Source organism: Ruegeria sp. BHSA123 (genome assembly GCF_059613425.1).
Genome location: NZ_JBXWSL010000001.1, coordinates 168,224 through 188,578, shown reverse-complemented (window position 1 = coordinate 188,578; position 20,355 = coordinate 168,224). Strand labels below are relative to the sequence as shown.

Below are 20,355 nucleotides of genomic sequence, written 5' to 3'. Positions count from 1 at the left end.
TTTAGCGGATTGCGGCTGGGAAGCAAACTTTTATGGTCAAGAGCCTGCAAATAACGCCCCTGCGCCTTGCCCTGCAAGAGCCTGCCAATTACAGCAGGCCAAGTTTTCTTAAGGTGAGCCATGCCCAGCGACAAACCCCAGCCTTCCTTCGTTCTTGTGCGCCCGCAGATGGGTGAAAACATCGGCGCTGCTGCGCGGGCGATGTGGAACTTTGGGCTGGACCGGATGCGTATTGTAGCACCCCGTGACGGCTGGCCGAATCCCAAAGCGGTGGCAATGTCCAGCGGTGCAGGGCGCTTGCTGGATGAGGCGCAGTTGTTTGATGATCTGGCCGGATCGCTGGCCGACAGCACGTTTGTCTTCGCCACAACAGCTCGTCAGCGGGGCTTGACCAAACCTGTCTACAGCCCCGAACACGCAATGAGGATTGCCGCCGAAAAGATCGCTGCGGGCGAGAAGGTTACAGTTCTGTTCGGCCCTGAACGCGCGGGGCTAGAGAATGAAGACATCGCCAAGGCCAACGCGATCATCTCGGTGCCGGTGAACCCGGAATATGCCTCGCTGAACCTTGGTCAATGCGTATTGCTGACCGCCTATGAGTGGATGCGCCAGACCGGGGATGTAGTGCATGAGTCGACCGACCTGGGCAAAGGCGACTGGGCCACGGGGATCGAAGTCGAAAAACTTGTCGAGCACTACGAGGACAGGCTGGAGGAGGCGGGGTTCTTCTACCCTCCCGAAAAGGCCGAAGGGATGAAGGTTAACCTGCGCAACCTGTGGTCGCGGATGCGAATGACGCGGGCCGATGTGCAGATGTTGCACGGGATCATGCGGCAGATGGTCCGCTGGAAGGATAAAGGCTGAGGCTGGACCTATCTTCACCCAAGCCCTAGCTTGCGACGAAATCAGGACATGAGGACAGCATGAGCGGTAAGCGCAGCATCTTCGAAGAGGTCACGAACACCGAAAAACAACAGGCGGTTCAACCCGGTATGATCGACCGGGGGCGCGGCGGCGCTCGCAATGCGATCCGCATCTGGCTGATGATCCTGTTTGCTCTGGTCGTTGTGATGATCGCGGTTGGCGGCCTGACGCGCCTGACCGACAGCGGCCTCTCGATCACCGAATGGCGTCCGATCACCGGAGCTTTGCCGCCGATGACCGAGGCGGACTGGCAGGCAGAGTTCGACAAGTACAAGCAGATTGACCAATGGCGCATCCAGAACCAGTGGATGGAGTTGGGTGACTTCAAATCCATCTATTGGTGGGAATGGGGCCATCGTCAGTTGGGTCGCATGATCGGTCTGGTCTGGGCCGTTGGATTTCTAATCTTCCTAACAGCCCGCAAGATCCCGACAGGGTGGACCGGAAAGCTGATCGTTCCGGGTCTTCTTGGCGGTCTGCAGGGCGCTGTTGGTTGGTGGATGGTGGCCTCGGGCGTCACCCAGGGTGAAGGCATGACGGCTGTTGCAAGTTACCGTCTGGCAATACACTTGGGGCTGGCCTTTGTGATCCTGGGAGCCCTAGCCTGGTACATCTTTGAACTCGGCCGGGAAGAACGTGATCTGATGCAGGCGCGCCGGGCCAAAGAGGTCAGGCTGTTTTCATTGTCCACAGGGCTGATGCATTTCGCCTTTTTACAAATACTCATTGGCGCGCTTGTCGCCGGGATCGACGCCGGGCGGTCTTACACCGACTGGCCGCTGATGGGGGGGCACGTGCTGCCCCCGGATGCGACTATGTTGGAACCGATGTGGCGAAATTTCTTTGAAAGCCCCGGTCTGGTACAGTTCATCCATCGCTGTGCGGGGTATCTGCTGTTCATCTTTGCCGTCGTCGTCTGGCGACGTGGTGGCGGCAGCGCGCATCCGCAGACACGTTTTGCCTTTAACGCTGCTTTCGCCGCGCTTACGTTACAGGTCGTCGTCGGCATCGTGACCGTGGTTTATGGCGCGCCATGGCAGATCGCTATCTTCCACCAGTTTATGGCCGTTATCGTCTGGACGCTGATCCTGCGCGCGCGGTTCCTCACGGCTTATCCAATCGCAACATCTGTGCGCGGAGTTTAAAACTATGACCGCTTTCAATGAACTGATGACCTTTCAGCGGGAAACTTCGGCTTTGGGCCAGATCGCCGGTCGGCTTGGCTGGGATCAGGAAACCGTCATGCCGCGCGGCGCAGCGCCTCAGCGTGCCGAAGAAATGGCAGCTATCGAATCTGTCCTGCACGCGCGCCGTTCCGATCCTCGTGTTGCCGAATGGCTGGATCAGGCCGCACCTCAGGATGAGGTCGGCAAGGCGCAGATGCGTGAAATCCGGCGCGCATATGATCGCGCGGTGAAGGTGCCTGCCGATCTGGCGACGGCGATTGCCCGTGTGACGTCCGCTGCACAGGGAAAGTGGGCGCAGGCGCGCGCAGACGAAGATGTCTCGGCCTTTCTTCCGGTTCTGGAAGAGGTCGTGTCGCTGAAACGACAGGAAGGCGAGGCGCTGGCGCAAGGGGGCGACGTATACGACGCCATGGCCGGAGATTACGAACCTTACACGACCAGCGCCCAGATCGCGGATATCTTCGACCAGATGCGCCCACGACTGGTAGCCCTGCGTGCCGCCGTGCTGGAGCGGCCCGAGCCCGCTGCCCTGAACCGCAGTTTTGATGAGCAGACCCAGATGCGTCTGACACAAAAACTGGCGGTCGCCTTTGGCTATGACCTGAACAATGGCCGCGTGGACAAGGCGGTTCACCCATTCAGTTCCGGCAGCGGTCTTGACGTCCGCATCACCACGCGAACCAGCGAAACAGACCCGTTCAACTGTTTCTATTCCACCATTCACGAGGTGGGCCACGCCGCCTATGAACAGGGGATCGACGAGAAATACCTCCTGACACCGCTCGGGTCTGGCGTGTCGATGGGCGTGCATGAAAGCCAAAGCCGGATCTACGAAAACCAGTTGGGTCGGTCGCGGGCCTTTACCGGATGGTTGTTCGAACAAATGAAAGAGGCGTTCGGCGATTTCGGCATTGCCGATCCGGACGCGTTTTATGCGACGGTCAACCGCGTCCATAACGGCTATATCCGCACCGAGGCGGATGAGGTCCAATACAATCTGCACATCATGCTGCGGTTTGATCTGGAACGCGCGCTGATGGCCGGAGACTTGCAGGTCGGCGATCTGGAGGCCGCCTGGAATGATCGGTTCAAGGCAGATTTCGGTTATGCGGTCGACAAGCCCTCGAACGGTTGTTTGCAGGATGTGCACTGGTCAGTTGGGCTGTTCGGTTACTTCCCGACCTACTCGCTGGGCAATGTCTATGCTGGGTGCCTCTATCAGGCCTTGCGCGTCTCTGAACCCGATCTTGATGCGCAACTGGCCCGCGGCTGCACGTCCGGCGCGACCGGCTGGTTGCGTGAGCATGTGCAGCAGCATGGCGGCCTTTATGCACCGCGCGAGGTTATTGCCCGTGCAAGCGGCATCGAACCCGGACCGGACCCATTACTAAGCTATCTCGAGGCCAAGTTCGGCGCGCTCTACGATTTGTGAGTTTCCGAATTGCCTCCCAAGCGTTAGAATCGGTGCACCGATACCATCGCCTGGGAGGCAACGATGACCGGAAAAGCCCGCAAGAAAGCCAGTGATTTTGATCCGCGTATCCTCGAGATATTCGACGGATATGTGCACGGCACGATGTCCAAGCGTGAGTTCATCTCAAAAGCCGGTAAATACACGGCTGCTGGAGTGACAGGCGCAATGATTCTGGACCAGTTGCAACCTAATTACGCCTGGGCTCAACAGGTGGCCCCGGACGATCCCGCGATCCAAACCATGGTGGTCGCATATGACAGCCCGGACGGGCATAGCGAAACCAGCGGCCTGATGGCGATGCCGGCAAATGCCGAAGGTAAACTGCCTGCGGTACTGGTCGTGCACGAGAACCGGGGTCTAAACCCTTATATCGAGGACGTTGTGCGCCGCGCGGCCAAGGCCGGTTTCCTGGCTTTTGGACCTGATGGGTTGTCCCCCCTTGGCGGCTATCCCGGTACTGATGAAGAAGGGCGCGAGATGCAGCGCTCGATGGACCGGGAAAAACTGATGGCGGATTTTTTCGCGGCTTTTGAGTTTTTACGTGATCACGAACTTTCGACAGGCAAGGTTGGCGCTGTCGGATTCTGCTATGGCGGAGGTGTTTGCAACGCCTTGGCCGTGGCCTATCCGGACCTTGCGGCCTCGGTGCCATTCTACGGTCGGCAACCACCAGCTGAAGATGTTCCGTCCATCGAAGCACCTCTTATGATTCACTATGCCGGTCTGGACGAGCGTATCAACGCTGGATGGCCTGCATATTCAGAGGCGTTGAAAGCCAATCAAAAGAAATTCAGCGTGCACTTCTATCCGGACGTCAATCACGGTTTTCACAACGATACGACGCCCAGGTATGACGAAGCCGCGGCAAATCTGGCATGGAGCCGGACCATCGCTTTTTTCAATGCCTACCTGACATGAACTGAACCCCGGGAATCGTCGAACCGGTGCCCGGGGTTACTGTCATTCTTCCTCGTCGCCCTGATCGGCGATCCACGCGACGCTGACGACTTCTTCGCCCTTGCCGGTATTGAATACCTTCACGCCACCTGCGGAACGTGAGCGGAAAGAGATGCCATCGACCGGCACCCGGATAGATTGGCCTTTCGATGTGGCCAGCATGATCTGATCGTCGATCTCGACCGGGAAGGATGCAACCAAATCCCCACCGCGCATCGCCTTGTCCATCGCGGCTACGCCCATGCCGCCACGTCCGCGCACGGGGTAGTCGTGGCTTGAACTCAACTTGCCAGCACCACCGGCGGTGATGGTCAGGATCAGGTTTTCAGCCGCCGACATCTCGGCATATTTTTCCTGGCTGAAATCGCTGCTTGCTGCGGCTTCCTCGTCGTCACCAGCGTCTTCTTCGGTAAGCCCTGCAACTGCACGCCGCATCTTGAGATAGGCCACACGATCTTCGGGGGTCGCCTCGAAATGACGGATCACGGACATCGACACGACACGGTCACCGTTGGTCAGCCTGATCCCCCGGACACCTGTGGATTCGCGTGAGTTGAAGACTCGCACGTCGGTGGTCCGGAAGCGGATCGCGCGGCCGGAATTGGTGACCAGCATCACGTCTTCGTCTTCCGAACAGATGCGCGCATTCACCAGTTCAACGCCGTCGGGCAGTTTCATCGCAATCTTGCCGTTGCGCCGGACATTGGTGAAGTCTGACAAGCGGTTACGACGCACGTCACCTGCGCTGGTGGCAAAGACGATCTGGAGGTTTTCCCATTCTTCGTCGGGTACATCCACGGGCATGATTGCGGCGATGGAAACACCGGTTGGGATCGGAAGAATGTTGACGATGGCCTTACCTTTGCCGGTACGCCCGGATTGGGGCAAGCGCCAGGTCTTGAGCTTGTAGACCATCCCATCTGTTGTGAAGAACAGCAGCTGAGTGTGGGTGTTTGCAACGAAGAGGTTGGTAACAACATCCTCTTCCTTGGTCTGCATCCCCGAAAGGCCCTTGCCACCGCGTTTCTGGGCGCGGAAATCTGCCAGCGGCGTTCGTTTGATATAGCCGCCCGAAGTGATGGTCACGACCATGTCTTCACGCTCGATCAGGTCTTCGTCTTCCATGTCGCCCGACCAGTCGACGATCTCAGTGCGGCGGTCGACCGCGAACTGTTCACGCACGCTGCGCAGCTCATCAGCGATGATGCTCATGATCCGTTCGCGTGAGGACAGAATATCAAGGTATTCCTTGATCTTGGCTGCCAGTTCTTCCAGTTCGTCCGTGACTTCTTTGACGCCCAGTTGTGTCAAGCGCTGCAAGCGCAACTCCAGAATGGCGCGGGCCTGCACCTCGGTCAGGTTATAGGTGCCATCGTCATTCATCTTGGACAGAGGATCGTCGATCAGGCGCAGATAGCTTTCGATTTCGGAGGCAGGCCAGCGGCGGGTCATCAGCTTTTCACGCGCTTGCGCCGCGTCCGCAGACGACCGGATCGTTGCGACCACTTCATCGACGTTGGACACCGCCACAGCCAGACCACACAGGATGTGACTGCGTTCGCGCGCCTTGCGCAGGTCGTAGGCGGTGCGGCGGGCAACGACATCTTCACGGAAGTCGATGAACGAGGTAAGGAACCGGCGCAGGGTCAACTGCTCTGGGCGGCCACCATTCAGCGCCAGCATATTGCAGCCAAAGGAGGTCTGCATCGGCGAAAAGCGATAGAGCTGGTTCAGCACCACCTCGGGCGTCGCGTCACGTTTGAGCTCGACCACAACGCGCACACCGTTGCGGTCGGATTCGTCTTGTACATGGGCCACGCCTTCGATCCGCTTCTCGCGCACGGCCTCGGCGATCTTTTCAATCATCGCGGCCTTGTTCACCTGATAGGGAATCTCGTCGACAACGATGGCATAGCGGTCCTTGCGGATTTCTTCTACTCGGGTCTTGGCGCGGATAATGACGCTGCCACGGCCCTCCAGATAGGCCTTGCGCGCACCGGAACGCCCCAGCATCAGGCCACCGGTCGGAAAGTCGGGACCGGGGATGTATTCGATCAGCTGTTCTGATGTAAGGTCGGGATCGTCGATCAGCGCCAGAGTCGCATCGACTACTTCGCCAAGGTTGTGCGGCGGAATGTTCGTCGCCATCCCCACGGCGATACCACCGGCGCCATTGACCAGCATGTTCGGGAAACGGGCCGGCAGAACCGTCGGTTCCCGGTCCTTGCCGTCATAGTTATCCTGAAAATCGACCGTTTCTTTTTCGATATCAGCCAACAGGGAAGCGGCGGGCTTGTCCATCCGCACTTCGGTGTAGCGCATAGCCGCCGGGTTATCGCCGTCCATCGAGCCAAAGTTGCCCTGACCGTCCAGCAGCGGCAGCGACATCGAGAAATCCTGCGCCATCCGCACCAGTGCGTCATAGATCGCGCTGTCACCATGCGGGTGGTACTTACCCATCACGTCGCCCACCGGACGGGCCGATTTGCGGTACGACTTGTCGTGCGTGTTCCCCGTTTCGTGCATCGCATACAGAATGCGGCGGTGCACCGGTTTCAGCCCGTCGCGCAAATCAGGGATCGCGCGGCTAACGATGACCGACATGGCATAGTCCAGATAGGATGTGCGCATTTCGGATTCGATGGAAACCGTCGGGCCGTCGTAGACTGGGCGCTCGGGCGGGGTTTCATCCATGTTTTCAGGAATTTCTGGCGTATCGCTCACGTAAACTGCCCGTGTCTTGTTCTGGGTCTATATCTTGTGGGTGTATCTTATCAGACCCGGCACATAAGGTGCAAGCAAGCAGCGCCTTTACGGGGATTTTCCGCGGTAATACTCAAGTAACATATTGTTATATAAGTATTAGAAGTTTTTCGTGGTATCTTGAATGGACCTTGTATCAAGCAGGAGGTCTGCATGAACCCAAGCGAAACCGAATTGATGCTCAAGGGGTACGGGCTGACAACGGCTGAGTTTTTCTATCATATGCCCGACTATATCCACGTCTTGAACACGTTCATCTGGCAGGATTACGACCTTGCGCCGGATCATCCGAAACTGTTCAAATTCATCGACTTCTGGCAGCGCGAAATCGAAGGCCCGCTGCATTCGGTCAAATTCACCCATCGCAAAATGATCGCACCGGGTGAGTGGCGCAACATGGTGGGCGAGTTTCGTGTGAACTGAGCGAGAGGCAGGTACGAGTTCCGTTGGTGCATGCTCTTCAATCATTGAAGCGAAATGGTCGGCGCGTGTCTGATGATCCGTCCGAAGCGAAATCAGGAATTCCTGAATCGTTCAGCCAGAGCAACTGGCACCGCCCAGCACGCAGAATTTGGCACAATGGGGGTGGTTCAGGTGAACGTCAGCCTCGGATTCGGCCAGAGAATGCCCCATCTCGAACTCCGACTCGTAGGGCAGCAAGGTGCAGGCCAACACGGCAGGCCGGTCAGCGCCTTTCCGTTTCACCACCATGCGGGCGCTGGCGCACATCAATGCATCGGGTGACTTGTTCAGTATTCCCCAGCAAGCCGTTGTAATCTCGGGAACTTCGACAGTTTCGTCCATTTCCGGGAACAGGACGGTCCGAGCCGGGTTATGCGGGTCAATGTCAAAGCCGTGCTCTGTAAAGAATGCGGCATAACCCGCGCGACTTTCCGTGTCAGACTCACCCCAAACGGTGCGCCCGGCAACAGCCATGTTAAAGCCGTGATCGCGCAGCCACTTCATACCCGTCAGGGTTTTTTCAAAGCTCCCCTTGCCGCGTTCAAGGTCGTGCAGTTCTGCGCGGTAATGATCGGCGGAAACACGCAGGGTCAGCTTGTCATTGAAAGTCCTTTGCAATGCCAGTAGCCCGTCGCGCACCTTGCGGCGCATCATCGGGGCCATCGCGTTGGTCAGGATCAGAACTTCGTATCCACGCTCCAGCGCGGCGCGGGTCATATCGATCATCTCGGGGTTCATAAAGGGCTCGCCGCCCGTAAAACCGATTTCACGCACAGGCCAATTGCGGGCTTCGATCTGATCCAGGTAGTCACGAACCTCGTCTGCAGTGATATAAACCAGTGCGTCATTGGTCGGGCTGCTGGCGATATAGCAGCTTACGCATTCAATATTGCACAGCGTGCCGGTGTTGAACCACAGGGTCTGAGGGTTGGTCAGGGAAACCTTTGCGCGGGTCTGGCCATCGGCCGTTACCAGTTTACGCTGAAACTTGCCGATATTGGCAAGCTGAGGGGCGTTGTCTTTCATTCCCGCATCCGGTTCGTTGAAGTCATCAAACTGATCTAGCCCTTTGTCGCGGATTTGGTAAGTCTGGTGCAGGGGTTCTGACAGAGTTTTGATCAACAAGATTTATTGAGCTTTGGTTGCGCTAACATTGGACATGCCGGAAGGGTCAGGGTAAGGACAACTCATGGTTTCACGTGTCATCCCTGTTGATCCATTTGATCTGATCATTTTCGGCGGCACCGGTGATCTGGCGCAGCGTAAGATCCTGCCTGCGCTTTTCCGTCGGTATTGTGCGGGTCAGTGGCACGAGGATGCCCGGATTATCGCAGCGGCGCGCGCCGGTCATTCGGCGGACGCCTTTCGTAAGATGGTTGCTGAGTCGCTGCAACGGCACGCTTCGGAACGCGCCCGGGATTCGCAAGCCCTGACCCGGTTCCTGCAACGGGTCGACTATGTATCGCTGGATGCCTTGACGTCGGAAGGTTGGGATGTACTGGGTGAAAAGCTCTCGCCCGACCGGGTTCGCGCTTTCTATTTCTCGGTCGGTCCCAGCCTGTTCGGGCCATTGGCCGAGCGGGTTAGGGCGTATGATCTGGTGACAGAAGAAACCCGCATCGTGGTCGAAAAGCCGTTTGGACATGATTTGGCAAGCGCGCGGGACTTGAATGCCACGCTGGCCGCGCATTTTAATGAAAATCAGATCTACCGGATCGACCATTATCTAGGCAAAGAAACCGTCCAGAATCTGATGGCGGTCCGCTTTGGCAATATGCTGTTCGAACCGCTGTGGAACAGCCAGTATGTCGACCATATCCAGATAACGGTTGCGGAAACTGTCGGTATCGCAGGACGCGAAGATTATTATGAGCGCGCGGGTGCGATGCGGGATATGGTGCAGAACCACCTGATGCAGCTGCTCTGCCTGATTGCGATGGAACCTCCGGCCAAGTTCGATCCTGACGCAGTTCGGGATGAAAAGCTCAAGGTGATCCGGGCGCTTAATCCGGTTGAACCGCATCACATCGTGCGGGGGCAGTTTGCGGCCGGATCGGACGGGCCGGGATACCGGGACTGCGTTGGCAACCTGCGATCAACCACCGAAAGCTATGTGGCGTTAAAGGCCCATATCAGTAATTGGCGTTGGGCAGGTACACCGTTCTACCTGCGCACAGGCAAGCGTCTGGTGGCGCGCTCGTCGGTGATCAACGTGATGTTCAAGGACGCGCCACACTCGATTTTCGGGGAAGAAGCGGGGCGTCACGCCAACACGTTGTCGATCCGGTTGCAGCCGAATGAAGGGATCACGCTGAAGGTGACGATCAAGGAACCGGGGCAGGGCGGGATGCGTCTGATCGATGTTCCCTTGGACATGAGCTTTGCCGAAGCCCTCGGCCCCGAAAATCAGGACCCGCCAGATGCGTATGAACGCCTGGTGATGGACGTGATCCGTGGAAACCAGACCCTGTTCATGCGCGGGGATGAGGTTGAGGCCGCCTGGGCCTGGACCGATCCGATCATCGCTGGATGGTTGGCGCGCGGGGACGTGCCGAAGCCTTATGACAGCGGCAGCACGGGGCCGGGCGACGCTGAACTGCTAATGAAACGTGATGGACGCCACTGGCAAGGGATAAAGCCATGAAAATTCAGGAATATGCTGATCGCGAAATGCTTGCCATCGACGTGGCCAACGTGTTGGCGGGCGATCTTGAGGCCGCATTGCTGCACCATGATACCGTTGCAATGGCCGTCCCCGGGGGAACAACTCCGGGCCCGGTATTTGACAGCCTGTGTGCCGCCGATCTTGAGTGGGATCGTGTGCGTGTGTTGCCAACGGATGAACGCTGTGTGCCAGCGGATCATGACCGCTCTAACGAGCGTTTGATCCGCGAAAGATTGCTGACCAGCAGGGCCTCTGCGGCGCAATATATTCCGCTTTATGTCCCTGGTGCAGAACCTGAAGCAGCGTTGCCCGAAATCGAGTCGCTGATTGCGCCGGTATTGCCATTGTCGGTGCTGGTACTGGGAATGGGTGAAGACTTGCACACGGCCTCATTGTTTCCGGGGATGGAAGGGCTGGAGGAAGCTTTGCGCAGTGATGCACCTACGTTGATCGTTGCCCGGACCGAAGTGCAGCCAGAGGCACGAATTTCCCTGACCGCTCCGGTCCTGGACGGGGCGCTGTCGAAACATCTGATCATCTATGGTCAGGCAAAGCGCACCGTTCTTGAAAAAGCTATGTCGCTACCGCCGGAAGAGGCACCGATCGCCGCAGTTCTTGGTGGCATGACCGTACACTGGGCGGAGTAAGGCAATGCATCTGGATGCTTTGAAAACACTGGCTCTGTCGAAAAGTGACCGTCGTATCCTTGACCTGTTTGCGGCAGATGCAAACCGGGCTGGAGCTTTTTCAACCTCATCTGGGGATATGGTCTTCGACTATTCAAAAACACAGATCGATGATGCGGTGCGATCCGCGCTCATTCAATTGTGTGCAGAGGCTGATCTGGCGTCTCGGCGTGATGCGATGTTTGCGGGCGAGAAGATCAACGAGACCGAAGGGCGCGCGGTGTTGCACACGGCCCTGCGCAACCTTGATGGCGGGCCGGTTGAGGTGGACGGTCAGGACGTTATGCCCGAGGTTCTGGACACGCTGCATCGGATGCGCGTGTTCGCTGAAGAGGTGCGTGGCGGCGCCATCGCTGGGGCGGGGGGCAACTTTACCGATGTGGTCAATATCGGCATCGGCGGGTCAGACCTTGGCCCGGTCATGGCCACGTTGGCGCTGGCACCTTATCACGATGGGCCGCGGGTGCATTACGTCTCGAACGTCGATGGGGCGCATATCGCGGACACGTTGCGGCAGCTCGACCCGACGCGCACGCTGGTCGTTGTCGCCTCAAAAACCTTTACCACAATCGAAACGATGACCAATGCACGCACCGCCCGTGCGTGGATGTCCGAAGGCGGGGGCGATCCGACGCGTCAGTTTGCCGCCGTTTCCAGCGCTTTGGACAAGACGCAGGCCTTCGGTATTCCCGAGGCGCATGTTTTTGGTTTCGCTGATTGGGTCGGTGGGCGTTATTCGGTTTGGGGGCCGGTCGGCTTGCCGGTCATGATTTCGGTTGGTTCAAAAGCTTTTGACGCGTTTTTGCGTGGCGGGCAGGCGATGGATCTGCACTTCCGCTCGGCTGACTGGGATGAAAACATGCCCGTGATGCTGGCATTGGTTGGCATCTGGCATCGACAGGTTCTGGGATATACCAGCCGTGCGGTGCTGCCTTATGACCAGCGGTTGTTGCGTCTGCCCGCTTATTTCCAGCAGTTGGAGATGGAATCGAATGGCAAATCCGTGGCGATGGACGGGTCGTCCTTAACCATGCCTTCAGGACCTGTCGTCTGGGGTGAGCCGGGCACCAATGGACAACACGCGTTTTACCAGCTGATCCATCAGGGCACGGATGTCATTCCCTGCGAATTCATGGTTGCGGCCGAGGGGCACGAACCCGAACTGACCCATCACCACCGTCTGCTTTTGGCCAATTGTCTGGCCCAGTCCGAGGCCCTGATGCGTGGCCGTTCGTTCGAAGAAGCGCGACAACGCATGGCGCAGCAGGGGTATCTGGGTGATGAACTGGACCGGCAGGCCCGGCACCGGGTCTTCCCCGGTAATCGTCCTTCGACAACGTTGATTTACCCCAAACTCACACCGTTTGTGTTGGGTCAGATTATTGCGCTTTACGAACACCGGGTGTTTGTCGAAGGCGTGTTGCTGGGCATCAACTCTTTCGACCAATGGGGGGTTGAGCTGGGCAAGGAACTGGCCAATTCGCTCGGCCCCATTGTGGACGGTGAAGAAAGCGCCGAGGGCAAGGATGGGTCGACCGCGGCCTTGGTCGCCTACGCACTGAAACACCGGGATTAGGCGGCGGGAATGTAGTCCGCTATCGGTGTGGGTTGCATTCTCTTATTGTCAGACAATTAAATGATTGGCAGGGTTCCGTCTTAGGAAACGGCTGGACTGACGTGACAGGGAACACCTCTGCCTGTCAGTGCCAGACGGAACAGGCCGGGGCCAGGCAAGGTCCCGCCCATGACGGGAGGATGTCCATGCTGGGACAGATGATGACGCAGCCTTTGCTGATTTCGTCGTTGATTGATCACGCGCAGCGCTACCACGGCCAGACCGAGATCATCTCGGTCGAAACGGATGGAACAGTGACCGAAACCAACTGGTCCGAGATAGCCGTGAACGCCCGGCGTTTGGCGTCGGCCCTGACGCGGCTGGGTCTGGAGCCGCAGGACAGGGTCGCGACGCTGGCCTGGAACAATCGTCGCCATCTGGAGATCTATTATGCCACCTCGGGTGCGGGATATGTCTGTCACACGGTCAATCCGAGGCTTTTTCCTGAACAACTGACTTATATCATCAACCATGCTCAGGATCGGGTGTTGTTCTTTGATGCAACCTTCGTCCCGCTGGTTGCCACCTTGCACGGTGCGCTGAGGGATGTTCGCCATTTTGTTCTGATGGGCCCCCGCAATGATGACGCCGCCGCACAGATACCCGACGTGAAATTCTGTGATGAGCTGATCGAAACCGGTGACGCGGCCTTTAATTGGCCTGAACTGGATGAAAATACGGCCTCGGGGCTCTGTTACACGTCGGGCACAACTGGCCATCCCAAGGGGGTTCTTTATTCCCACAGATCGACGGTCCTGCACAGTTTCGCGTCGAATACGCGCGACGTGATCGGCTTTTCGGCGATGGATGTCGTGATGCCCGTTGTTCCTATGTTCCACGTTAATGCATGGGGGTCGCCTTATGCCTGCGCCATGTCAGGCTCGCGTCTGGTTTTGCCCGGCCCGGATCTGCATGGCGAGGCGCTGGTTAATCTGATCGACACCTATGGCGTGACGCTGGCCATGGGGGTGCCAACCATCTGGCAGGGACTGTTGGCACATGCCGCCAAATGCGGGACGAGCTTGAAAAGCCTCGAACGGACCGTGATCGGAGGAGCTGCTTGCCCGCCCTCGATGATGGAAACCTTCCGGAATAAATATGGCGTCGATACGGTCCATGCGTGGGGAATGAGTGAGATGAGCCCACTTGGTACGGCCAACTGCCCATTGGCCAAACATCTGGTGCTGCCGCTTGAAGAACAACACCTTATCCGTCTGAGTCAGGGCCGGCCTCCTTTCGGGGTTGAACTGAAAATCGTGGATGATGACGGAAAAGATCTGCCACATGACGGTGAAACGCAGGGCGATCTGATGGTGCGGGGGCATTGGGTGCTGGACAGCTATTTCCTGATGCAGGATCAGGATCTGTTGCAAGACGGTTGGTTCGCCACAGGCGATGTCGCAACGCTAGACGCCGATGGATACATGACCATTCGTGACCGATCCAAGGATATCATCAAGTCCGGAGGGGAGTGGATCAGCTCGGTCGAACTTGAAAACATCGCTGTTGCGCACCCGAAACTGGCAACTGCAGCCGTGGTCGGTGTTCCGCACCCGAAATGGGACGAACGGCCGTTGCTGGTCGCTGTAAGGGCCGAGGGGGAAAATCCAAGCGAAGAAGAGGTTCTGGCCTTCTTCGAAGGGAAAATCGCCAAATGGCAGATTCCGGACAAGGTTGTCTTTGTTGACGCGCTGCCGCTGAACGCAACCGGAAAGGTGCTGAAACGCAACCTGCGTGCGGATTTCAAGGATGCCCTTGGGGGGTGAGACGCGATCTGGCGGGGTGAATTGGCTCCGGCGGTAGGGATCGAACCTACGACCAATTGATTAACAGTCAACTGCTCTACCGCTGAGCTACGCCGGAACGGTCCGCGCCGTATAGCAACCGGAGTATCTGGCGTCCAGAGGGAGAGCAGCATTCTTGAGGAAAATCTTCCCAGCCCGAAATCTGAGCGTCAAGCTGTTCCTTGGGTCATTGCTGTTTGCTTGATGCTTGTACGGTAAGCTGTCAATCCCGGCTCAACTGAAACTTATATGTCGGGGTGCCGTTGTGGTGGAATCTTTGCCTGGGGAATCAAGTCGTCGCTATTGATTTCGCTGTCATGTGATGAGAATTCTGTAGGGGTAGATTGTGCCGGTTCAGAAACCACGGTGAATTGCAACGTCAAGCATCAAAAGCGAAAAGACCCGGAGATCAAATTGAATACGGCAAGCCTTGAAAGACCTGTTTTAACCATGCCGGAAAATGCGCAGCGTGTCCTGCGAAAGCACTATGATGCGGCCTCTGTAATTCTGGAATATGGCTCGGGCGGTTCGACTGTGGTCGCTGGGGAGATGGAAGCAAAAACTGTTTTCAGTGTCGAAAGTGATCGAGGCTGGGCTCGCATGATGCGGCGTTGGTTTCGTGAGAATCCTCCTAGTAGAGGGACTGAGGTCAATATTTCATGGGTCGATGTCGGTGAAACCAAGAAGTGGGGTTTTCCGGTAAATCAGGACAAATCGGCGCGCTATCCCAGATATCCGCTGTCAATCTGGCAGAGCAACGGATTTAAGCACCCGGATGTGGTTCTTGTTGACGGTCGGTTTCGCGTGGGTTGTGCTTTGGCGACGGCCTTCAATATTACCCGACCAGTGACCTTGTTGATCGACGACTACGGTGATCGCCCACGGTTACAAGCGGCGGAAGAGTTTCTGCCTAAGCCTGAGCTTGTTGGTCGAATGGCGATATTCGAGGTAGAGCCAATGCAGATTCCCGTCGATCGCTTGATTCGTGTCATTCGATTGTTAACGCTCCCTTAGGGACGTGTTAAATTCGGTTTGTTCCTTAAAGGGTCCGAGAAGCAAGCGCCGAACCAGCTTAACGCTTGGTTGAGATGTGCATGAAACTGGAATTGAACCTTAGCCATGTGAGTGATTGGCACGTTATTTCCAGCAAACCGGAAAATTCAAGATCGCGATCTGGGAAAAGCCAAATATCTGGTTTTCAGATATGTTTGGCTCCGGCGGTAGGGATCGAACCTACGACCAATTGATTAACAGTCAACTGCTCTACCGCTGAGCTACGCCGGAACTGAGGGGCGTATAGCAATCCGGATTCCCGGCGTCCAGAGGTTAAGCACGCGAACTTTAAAAAATTTTCGTGGCTTCAAGGATCTCTGCGAAAAATTGCGGTGGCAGATAGTTCGCCGTGTGGTGACACCTGTTTTTTACCAGTAAGATCAACGAGGTGGGCAAAAACGTTCCGCTCCGCGGCTGGCAGCAGGGTTACGGGTGTGTCGGTGTAGATACGCTTGGCCAATTGCCGCGCCGTTCCGTCTGCATCCTCCAAGGCAGTTAGAATCTGAGCTTCGCGGTTTTGCCTGTGTCGGATCAGCCAGTCCAATCGCGCGGCAGGGTCTGAAATTGGCGCACCGTGGCCCGCGTGAAAAACCGACCAGTCGCGCGCGCGCAGGCGGTGGCAGGCTGTCATGAAATCAGTCAGGTCTCCGTCCGGTGGTGACACCAACGAACTGGCCCATCCCATCACATGGTCGGCGGTGAAACAGGTATCCTGCCATGCCAGGGCAATGTGGTTTCCCAGATGCCCCGGAGTGTGAATAACCTCAAGCTGCCAGTTATCGCCCAAGATGACCTCACCATCCGCAACCTCTACATCCGGGCGAAACGCGGTGTCGATGCCTTCGCCACCTCCAGCCAACCCACGTGCTGCAAGGGTCGTCATAACTGCGCTGCGACCGGCTTCGGGGCCGCCAAACGCGTAGATCGCAGCCCCCGTTCGGGCGGCTAGGGGTGCCGCCAAGGGTGAGTGATCCAGATGGGCGTGCGTGACGACTATGTGGCTGATTCTCTGACCAGGTTGCAGTTCATTCAGGATCGCGTTCAAATGCTCTTCGCTTGCGGGGCCGGGATCAATGACGGCAATGTCGCGATCGCCTAGCAGATAGGTGTTGGTGCCGCGATAGGTCATCGGTGACGGGTTGGGGGCCAGAATGCGCCGCAGACCCGGTTGCAATTCTGTCGCAACACCAGCGGGTGGATTGAAATCGTCGGGTGCCTGCATTCTGTGCTCTTTCTCTTGTCCGGGCAGCCCGCTAGGTTTAGCGCATGTCGACGCACTGGCTCAAACCTTATATGCCACGCAGCCTATACGCCCGGGCAGCGCTGATTCTGGTTCTTCCTGTGATCGCGTTGCTGCTGGTTGTAGGAGTTTCCTTTCTTCAAAAGCATCTGGAAGATGTCACTGACCAGATGACGCGCGCAGCCTCAAGGGAAGTGATGCTGATCACCACCATGATGGACGGGGCCGAGACGCAGCACCTGGCATTGGCCGAAGTGCGCCCGGATCTTCTGGCGCTGGAAATGCAGGCCCGATTTCTGCCTCCCAACGAAACTCCCAAAACTGACCGTCCACGGTGGTACGACTTCATAGCACCTCAGGTCGAGGCAGAACTTCGTGCAAGGCTGCCGGAGCTGAGTGCTGTTGCGTTGCCAAGCAGCCGCGAGGCGCGTTTGTATCTGGATACGCATCTGGGGGTGCTGGAACTGACCTTCGACCGGCGCAGATTGTCGCCAGCGGCGCCGCATCAGTTGATCGTGACGATGCTGTTTTTCGCGATCATCATGACCTCGATTTCATTTCTGTACATGCGAAACCAGTTGCGCCCCATCACACGGCTGGCCGATGCGGCGCAGGCGTTTGGACGAGGGCGGAGCGTACCGTACTCACCGGGCGGTGCCATCGAGGTACGCGCGGCGGGGAATGCGTTTCTGGATATGCGATCACGGATCGAACGTCAGATCGAACAACGGACGCTGATGTTGTCCGGCGTCAGCCATGATCTGCGCACACCTCTGACCCGCCTGAAGCTTGGACTGGCCATGCTGCCCGAGGACGAGGCACGACCTTTGTTACAGGACGTGGCGGAAATGCAGTCCTTGGTTGATGCATTCCTCGAATTCTCGCGCGGGGCGTCCGAAGGATCGCCTGAGGAAATCAATCCGGCTGAGTTTGTTCGACAGATTGTAGATGACGCGACACGAGCCGGGCATCCGGCCGAACTGGTCGCTGTCGAGGGGCAGGGAACGGCAATGCTGCGCCCAATGGCCGTTCGGCGGGCCGTCGAAAACCTGATCGGAAATGCCGTGCGCTACGGCAGCCGGGCTGAGGTCAGCCTGTCGCTGAATTCCAAGTCGCTGCGCATCCGTGTCGAAGATGATGGCCCCGGAATTCCCGCAGAGCAGCGCACAGAGGCCGTCAAACCCTTTACGCGGCTCGACCCTGCGCGCAACCAGAATCAAGGCAGTGGCGTGGGTTTGGGTTTGGCAATCGTGGCGGATGTTGCACGGGCCCATGGTGGCACCCTGAGACTGGCCAAAAGTGAACGCTTGGGCGGTTTGTGCGCGGATATCATTATTGGCCGGTAAACTGACACCTCTACCGGTTCAAACTCGCGCCAATATGACAATTTGTGCGTCTGGATTCCCGCGACAAGATTTTGGAGCATTTCAGCAAGACCTGTCACCCAAGGACGCTTTGATCGAAACTGGAAATCTGCGAACTGGACCAATGCCTTTAAATTCGAACCGCGTTTGGACAGGTTGCACGGGACAGGATGAATGCTTGTTGTCAAAAACGCAAACAAAACCAGTGAGATGTGCGGGGTGTTCAAGGCAAGTGGCGGTGATTTGGTAGGCCCGGAGGGACTCGAACCCCCAACCAAAGCGTTATGAGCGCTCTGCTCTAACCAATTGAGCTACAGGCCCGCCTAGGCGCATTGCGTATCACGGTGAACAGCCGCGTCAAGCCTGACCGTTGCAACAAACGCCACAATCGAATAACCCGCCCGCAAAGCATTCAAAAGGAACTGGCCATGACAGCGGGCAAGAACGGAATCACCTATGCCGATGCAGGCGTGGATATTGACGCGGGCAATGCTCTGGTTGACCGGATCAAACCCGCAGCAAAGCGAACCAACCGCCCCGGCGTGATGAGCGGTCTGGGCGGTTTCGGCGCACTGTTCGACCTGAAAGCTGCCGGGTACCAGGATCCCATTCTGGTTGGTGCCACGGATGGGGTTGGTACAAAACTGCGAATTGCGATCGACACCGGCGTCGTGGACGGGGTTGGCATCGATCTGGTGGCCATGTGTGTCAATGACCTGATCTGTCAGGGGGCCGAGCCCTTGTTCTTTCTCGACTATTTCGCGACAGGCAAGTTGGACACAGACACGGCCGCGCGGATCATTGAAGGAATTGCCGAAGGGTGTGCGCAATCCGGCTGTGCTCTGATTGGTGGCGAAACTGCCGAGATGCCCGGCATGTACCCTGATGGCGATTTCGATCTGGCCGGGTTCTCGGTCGGGGCAATGGAACGCGGCGCTGACCTGCCTTCGGGGGTGCAGGCGGGGGATGTGCTGCTTGGTCTGGCGTCGAACGGAGTGCATTCCAACGGGTATTCACTGGTACGTAAACTGGTCGAACTGTCTGGTCTGGGCTGGGATGCACCGTGCCCTTTTGGTGAAGGTTCATTGGGCGAGGTGCTGCTTACGCCGACGCGCCTTTATGTCAAACCGGCCCTGTCCGCGATCCGCGAAGGTGGCGTTCACGCGCTGGCCCATATCACCGGTGGCGGTCTGACCGAGAACCTGCCGCGCGTATTGCCGGATGGGTTGGGGGCACAGATTGATCTGGGCAGCTGGCAATTGCCGTCTGTTTTCAGCTGGATGGCGCAGACTGGTGGTATCGCGGAAGCTGAGATGCTCAAGACCTTCAACTGTGGCATCGGTCTGATCATGGTTTGCGACCCGGATAAGGCCGATCAGCTTTCGACCTTGCTGGCCGAGGCTGGCGAGACGGTGGCGCAGATTGGTACTATCACCGAAACGCCCGGAGTTGCTTATTCGGGCAAACTGCTGTGAGCCACAAGCGCGTCGCGATCCTGATTTCGGGCGGCGGGTCCAACATGGTGTCGCTTGTCGACAGCATGACCGGTGATCATCCGGCGCGGCCCTGTTTGGTCCTGTCCAACGATGCGCAGGCGGGCGGGTTGAAAAAAGCTGCGGACCGTGGCATTCCGACCGCAGTGGTCGATCACCGGCCATTCAAGGGCAATCGCACAGCCTTTGAGGCTGAGTTGCTGAAGCCCTTGGAAGACGCGCGGCCGGATATTGTCTGCCTGGCCGGGTTCATGCGGGTCCTGACCGCGGATTTCGTAACCCGCTTTCAGGGGCGAATGCTAAACATTCACCCTTCATTGCTGCCCAAATACAAGGGGTTACACACCCACGCCCGCGCAATTGAAACGGGCGATACGGAACATGGCTGCTCGGTCCATGAGGTGACAGCGGCGCTGGATGATGGCCCGATTCTGGGTCAGGCGCGTGTGGGTATCGAACCAGCGGATACCCCGGAAACTCTGGCTTCAAAAGTTCTGATCCGGGAACATGAACTTTATCCAGCGGTGCTGCGCCGCTTTGCCGAAGGCAACAGGTCACCCGTTCTCATGCCGTGAGGTTCCGAGGGTGATTTACACTCGCCTGAAAATCGTCCTATGGTCGTCGGTATCGCTTGGGGGCGAGGGAATTTACGGGCACTCACAAGAGCAAGAGCAAAACTAGTACGGCG

General features: G+C 57.6%; 16 protein-coding genes and 3 tRNA genes. 13 read left to right on the top strand and 6 right to left on the bottom strand.

What is annotated here, in order from left to right:
* The first annotated feature begins 120 nt into the window (after positions 1-120).
* The 4 genes from AC2FNC_RS00930 to yghX all read left to right on the top strand — a co-directional run bounded on the left by AC2FNC_RS00930 (position 121) and on the right by yghX (position 4,503).
* Positions 121-864 carry an RNA methyltransferase gene (locus AC2FNC_RS00930; protein WP_480473016.1) on the top strand — a complete coding sequence of 248 codons (744 nt, stop codon included), beginning with the start codon at positions 121-123 and terminating at the stop codon, positions 862-864.
* Between the two features lie 59 nt (positions 865-923).
* Positions 924-2,069, top strand: coding sequence for a heme A synthase (gene ctaA, locus AC2FNC_RS00925; protein ID WP_496714346.1), 1,146 nt, complete (start codon positions 924-926; stop codon positions 2,067-2,069).
* A gap of 4 nt (positions 2,070-2,073) precedes the next feature.
* On the top strand, positions 2,074-3,543 hold the full coding sequence (locus AC2FNC_RS00920) for a carboxypeptidase M32 (RefSeq protein WP_496714344.1): 1,470 nt from the start codon (positions 2,074-2,076) through the stop codon (positions 3,541-3,543).
* Positions 3,544-3,606: 63 nt separating this feature from the next.
* A complete protein-coding gene (yghX, locus tag AC2FNC_RS00915) occupies positions 3,607-4,503 on the top strand; it encodes a YghX family hydrolase (RefSeq protein ID WP_480517197.1) in 897 nt (298 codons plus the stop codon).
* Positions 4,504-4,545: 42 nt separating this feature from the next.
* On the opposite strand, the gene gyrA is transcribed toward yghX, so the two are convergent.
* Entirely contained in the window at positions 4,546-7,266 is a 2,721-nt protein-coding gene (gene gyrA / locus AC2FNC_RS00910; protein WP_496714343.1) for a DNA gyrase subunit A, read from the bottom strand.
* A 192-nt stretch (positions 7,267-7,458) separates the two neighbouring features.
* On the opposite strand from gyrA, the gene AC2FNC_RS00905 reads away from it, so the two are divergent.
* Complete coding sequence (locus tag AC2FNC_RS00905) at positions 7,459-7,728, top strand: usg protein (protein WP_267366492.1); 270 nt, start codon at positions 7,459-7,461, stop codon at positions 7,726-7,728.
* A gap of 111 nt (positions 7,729-7,839) precedes the next feature.
* Here the strand turns inward: AC2FNC_RS00905 and AC2FNC_RS00900 are convergent, their stop codons facing one another.
* Positions 7,840-8,793 (bottom strand): radical SAM protein, encoded by a 954-nt coding sequence (locus AC2FNC_RS00900; protein WP_496714342.1) that lies wholly within the window; start codon positions 8,791-8,793, stop codon positions 7,840-7,842.
* 163 nt (positions 8,794-8,956) lie between these two features.
* On the opposite strand from AC2FNC_RS00900, the gene zwf reads away from it, so the two are divergent.
* The 4 genes from zwf (at position 8,957) to AC2FNC_RS00880 (ending at position 14,499) form a co-directional block, all read left to right on the top strand.
* On the top strand, positions 8,957-10,411 hold the full coding sequence (gene zwf / locus AC2FNC_RS00895) for a glucose-6-phosphate dehydrogenase (RefSeq protein ID WP_480517189.1): 1,455 nt from the start codon (positions 8,957-8,959) through the stop codon (positions 10,409-10,411).
* Positions 10,408-11,079, top strand: a complete 672-nt coding sequence (gene pgl / locus AC2FNC_RS00890; protein WP_480517187.1) for a 6-phosphogluconolactonase — start codon at positions 10,408-10,410, stop codon at positions 11,077-11,079. The genes zwf and pgl overlap by 4 nt, the downstream gene beginning before the upstream one ends.
* Positions 11,080-11,083: 4 nt before the next feature.
* A complete protein-coding gene (gene pgi, locus AC2FNC_RS00885) occupies positions 11,084-12,694 on the top strand; it encodes a glucose-6-phosphate isomerase (protein WP_480553637.1) in 1,611 nt (536 codons plus the stop codon).
* Between the two features lie 185 nt (positions 12,695-12,879).
* A complete protein-coding gene (locus tag AC2FNC_RS00880) occupies positions 12,880-14,499 on the top strand; it encodes a long-chain-fatty-acid--CoA ligase (protein WP_496714340.1) in 1,620 nt (539 codons plus the stop codon).
* A gap of 22 nt (positions 14,500-14,521) precedes the next feature.
* On the opposite strand, the gene AC2FNC_RS00875 is transcribed toward AC2FNC_RS00880, so the two are convergent.
* Positions 14,522-14,596: transfer RNA gene (locus tag AC2FNC_RS00875), tRNA-Asn, on the bottom strand.
* A gap of 335 nt (positions 14,597-14,931) precedes the next feature.
* Here AC2FNC_RS00875 and AC2FNC_RS00870 point away from each other — a divergent pair.
* On the top strand, positions 14,932-15,531 hold the full coding sequence (locus AC2FNC_RS00870; RefSeq protein ID WP_496714339.1) for a hypothetical protein: 600 nt from the start codon (positions 14,932-14,934) through the stop codon (positions 15,529-15,531).
* Positions 15,532-15,726: 195 nt separating this feature from the next.
* Here AC2FNC_RS00870 and AC2FNC_RS00865 read toward each other — a convergent pair.
* Both AC2FNC_RS00865 and AC2FNC_RS00860 read right to left on the bottom strand, forming a co-directional pair.
* Positions 15,727-15,801 (bottom strand) — tRNA-Asn (locus AC2FNC_RS00865).
* 76 nt (positions 15,802-15,877) lie between these two features.
* Positions 15,878-16,792, bottom strand: coding sequence for an MBL fold metallo-hydrolase (locus tag AC2FNC_RS00860; RefSeq protein ID WP_496714337.1), 915 nt, complete (start codon positions 16,790-16,792; stop codon positions 15,878-15,880).
* Positions 16,793-16,836: 44 nt separating this feature from the next.
* On the opposite strand from AC2FNC_RS00860, the gene AC2FNC_RS00855 reads away from it, so the two are divergent.
* Entirely contained in the window at positions 16,837-18,156 is a 1,320-nt protein-coding gene (locus tag AC2FNC_RS00855; protein WP_480603506.1) for an ATP-binding protein, read from the top strand.
* A 262-nt stretch (positions 18,157-18,418) separates the two neighbouring features.
* On the opposite strand, the gene AC2FNC_RS00850 is transcribed toward AC2FNC_RS00855, so the two are convergent.
* Positions 18,419-18,495 (bottom strand) — tRNA-Ile (locus AC2FNC_RS00850).
* Positions 18,496-18,602: 107 nt separating this feature from the next.
* Between AC2FNC_RS00850 and purM the strand changes: the two genes are divergently transcribed.
* On the top strand, positions 18,603-19,649 hold the full coding sequence (gene purM, locus AC2FNC_RS00845) for a phosphoribosylformylglycinamidine cyclo-ligase (protein WP_496714335.1): 1,047 nt from the start codon (positions 18,603-18,605) through the stop codon (positions 19,647-19,649).
* On the top strand, positions 19,646-20,242 hold the full coding sequence (purN, locus tag AC2FNC_RS00840) for a phosphoribosylglycinamide formyltransferase (RefSeq protein WP_480553627.1): 597 nt from the start codon (positions 19,646-19,648) through the stop codon (positions 20,240-20,242). Before purM ends, purN begins: the two co-directional genes overlap by 4 nt.
* Positions 20,243-20,355: the final 113 nt, after the last annotated feature.

What these genes read in the sequence shown, in the direction of transcription:
- zwf (WP_480517189.1), top strand. Translation starts at nt 8,957, where the DNA reads ATGGTTTCACGTGTCATCCCTGTTGATCCATTTGATCTGATCATTTTC.
- pgl (WP_480517187.1), top strand. Translation starts at nt 10,408, where the DNA reads ATGAAAATTCAGGAATATGCTGATCGCGAAATGCTTGCCATCGACGTG.
- AC2FNC_RS00900 (WP_496714342.1), bottom strand. Translation starts at nt 8,793, where the DNA reads ATGAAAGACAACGCCCCTCAGCTTGCCAATATCGGCAAGTTTCAGCGT.
- purM (WP_496714335.1), top strand. Translation starts at nt 18,603, where the DNA reads ATGACAGCGGGCAAGAACGGAATCACCTATGCCGATGCAGGCGTGGAT.
- AC2FNC_RS00905 (WP_267366492.1), top strand. Translation starts at nt 7,459, where the DNA reads ATGAACCCAAGCGAAACCGAATTGATGCTCAAGGGGTACGGGCTGACA.
- AC2FNC_RS00920 (WP_496714344.1), top strand. Translation starts at nt 2,074, where the DNA reads ATGACCGCTTTCAATGAACTGATGACCTTTCAGCGGGAAACTTCGGCT.
- pgi (WP_480553637.1), top strand. Translation starts at nt 11,084, where the DNA reads ATGCATCTGGATGCTTTGAAAACACTGGCTCTGTCGAAAAGTGACCGT.
- AC2FNC_RS00855 (WP_480603506.1), top strand. Translation starts at nt 16,837, where the DNA reads ATGTCGACGCACTGGCTCAAACCTTATATGCCACGCAGCCTATACGCC.
- yghX (WP_480517197.1), top strand. Translation starts at nt 3,607, where the DNA reads ATGACCGGAAAAGCCCGCAAGAAAGCCAGTGATTTTGATCCGCGTATC.
- AC2FNC_RS00880 (WP_496714340.1), top strand. Translation starts at nt 12,880, where the DNA reads ATGCTGGGACAGATGATGACGCAGCCTTTGCTGATTTCGTCGTTGATT.
- ctaA (WP_496714346.1), top strand. Translation starts at nt 924, where the DNA reads ATGAGCGGTAAGCGCAGCATCTTCGAAGAGGTCACGAACACCGAAAAA.
- AC2FNC_RS00930 (WP_480473016.1), top strand. Translation starts at nt 121, where the DNA reads ATGCCCAGCGACAAACCCCAGCCTTCCTTCGTTCTTGTGCGCCCGCAG.
- AC2FNC_RS00860 (WP_496714337.1), bottom strand. Translation starts at nt 16,792, where the DNA reads ATGCAGGCACCCGACGATTTCAATCCACCCGCTGGTGTTGCGACAGAA.